We start from the raw sequence: 1,903 nt of genomic DNA on the forward strand, positions 1-1,903 counted from the left end.
GCGCAGAGCACGCTCCTCCACCCGCCGCGTCAGCCGCACCGTCCAAGCCATCCACGTGCTACTGACCTGCGACTCTTCAGGATGAAAGAGGTTCATTGAGTAATCCGATCTCCTGACGGCGACTCCCCAAAGGGGAGAAAATCGGGCTGCGGCCGTCCGGCTGACGTCGTGGAGACTTGGTGCCACCGGAACCCGACATTGAGTAGGACGCCGGGGACCCTTCGTCAGGCACCCGGAAGTGTTGCTTCGAGCATGTGAATCAGATTCTTTTGCCTGCTTGGTCCCCGCCGGGCGGCTGCTGCACAACAGCACACCGCGCGAGGGGAGGGCCGGGGCATGGACGTGGTTCACGAACGATGCGCCGGAATCGACATCGGCAAGGCCGACGTGAAGGTCTGCATCCGCGTCCCGGGACCGGGCAAGCGGCGCCGCAAGGAGGTCCGCACGTTCTCCACCATGACCCGTGACCTGCTGGCGATGCGGGACTGGCTGATCGCCGAGGGCATCACCGTGGTGGGCATGGAGGCCACCGGCTCGTACTGGAAGCCGGTGTTCTACCTGCTGGAGAACGACATCGAGTGCTGGCTGCTCAACGCCCGCCACATGAAGAACGTCCCCGGCCGCAAGACCGACGTCGCCGATTCCGAGTGGATCTGCAAGATGGTCGAACACGGCTTGGTGAGGCCCTCGTTCGTCCCGCCGCCGGAGATCCGGCAGCTGCGCGACCTGACCAGCTACCGCACCGAGGTCATCCGCGAGCGCACTCGCGAAGCCCAGCGGCTGGAGAAGATCCTCGAGGATGCCGGGATCAAGCTGTCCGCAGTCGTCTCCGACCTTCTGGGCAAGTCGGCCCGCGCGATGCTGGAGGCCCTGATCGCCGGCGAGCGCGACCCCCTGGTGCTGGCGGACATGGCCAAGGCCAGCATGCGGGCCAAACGCGAGATCCTCGCCCAGGCTCTAACCGGCCGGTTCACCGACCACCATGCCTTCCTCGCCCGCACCATGCTCGACCGCATCGACGCGGTCACCGCAACCGAGGCCCGTATCAGCGAGGAGATCGCCCGGCAGCTCGCTCCCTTTCGCCGCCAGGCGGAATTGCTGACGACGATCCCGGGGGTGAGCACCCGGTCCGCCGAGGTGATCCTCGCCGAGATCGGCGTGGACATGAGCCGCTTCCCCAGCGCCGCCCACCTGGCGTCGTGGGCCGGGATGTGCCCGGGCAACTACGAGTCCGCCGGCAAGCACACCTCCGGCAAGTCCCGCCCCGGCGACCCCTGGCTGAAGGGGGCACTCGGGCTCGCAGCCACCGCAGCCGCCCGCAGCAAGAGCACGTACCTGGCCGCCCGTTACAAACGCATCGCCGTCCGCCGCGGCAAGAAACGAGCGCTGGTGGCCGTCGGCCACACCATCCTGACGTCGGTCTGGCACATGCTCACCCACGATGCCGAGTACCACGACCTCGGAAGCGACTACTTCATCCAGCGAACCGGCCGGGCCCGGCAGACCCGTCGCCTGGTCAGCCAGCTCAACATGCTCGGCTATCAAGTGTCCCTCCAGACAGCGGAAACGGTCTGACCTGCGTGGATGGTTGATTTTCGAATCAGACTCCTACGAGGCCGCCCGCCGGCCGAGCACCGAACCTCGAAGTATCTGAACAACCGTGCGGAGAGGCCATCAGCCCAACGGCAGGGGGAACGGGCCCATGAGTTACTTCCGGTCCACCGGCTCAGCTCAGAGGTTCCTGCCCGCCTTCAGGCCCCACTTCCGGCCTCTCCGCCCCGGCTCACAGCCCCGACTACCGACGAGAAATGAGGCGCCCCGAAGTTTCCGGACAGTGGTCCCACTACGATGGGTCTGTTCGGAAAGGGAAGCTGGTTGTCGCAGAAACGCAGGAACTTCACTC

General features: G+C 66.2%; 1 protein-coding gene and 1 pseudogene. Both read left to right on the forward strand.

Features of this window, described 5'->3' with window-relative positions; genetic code table 11:
* Positions 1-336: 336 nt before the first annotated feature.
* Positions 337-1,575 carry an IS110 family RNA-guided transposase gene (locus ACZ7GZ_RS43210; RefSeq protein ID WP_471033334.1) on the forward strand — a complete coding sequence of 413 codons (1,239 nt, stop codon included), beginning with the start codon at positions 337-339 and terminating at the stop codon, positions 1,573-1,575.
* Positions 1,576-1,620: 45 nt separating this feature from the next.
* Positions 1,621-1,777: pseudogene (locus ACZ7GZ_RS43215) on the forward strand (IS6 family transposase); the annotation flags it as partial.
* Between the last annotated feature and the right edge of the window lie 126 nt (positions 1,778-1,903).

It is taken from the genome of Streptomyces sp. NPDC037288 (assembly GCF_055603265.1).

Bases quoted from the DNA above. Each gene is read 5' to 3' on its own strand.
- ACZ7GZ_RS43210 (WP_471033334.1), top strand. From the start codon at position 337: ATGGACGTGGTTCACGAACGATGCGCCGGAATCGACATCGGCAAGGCC.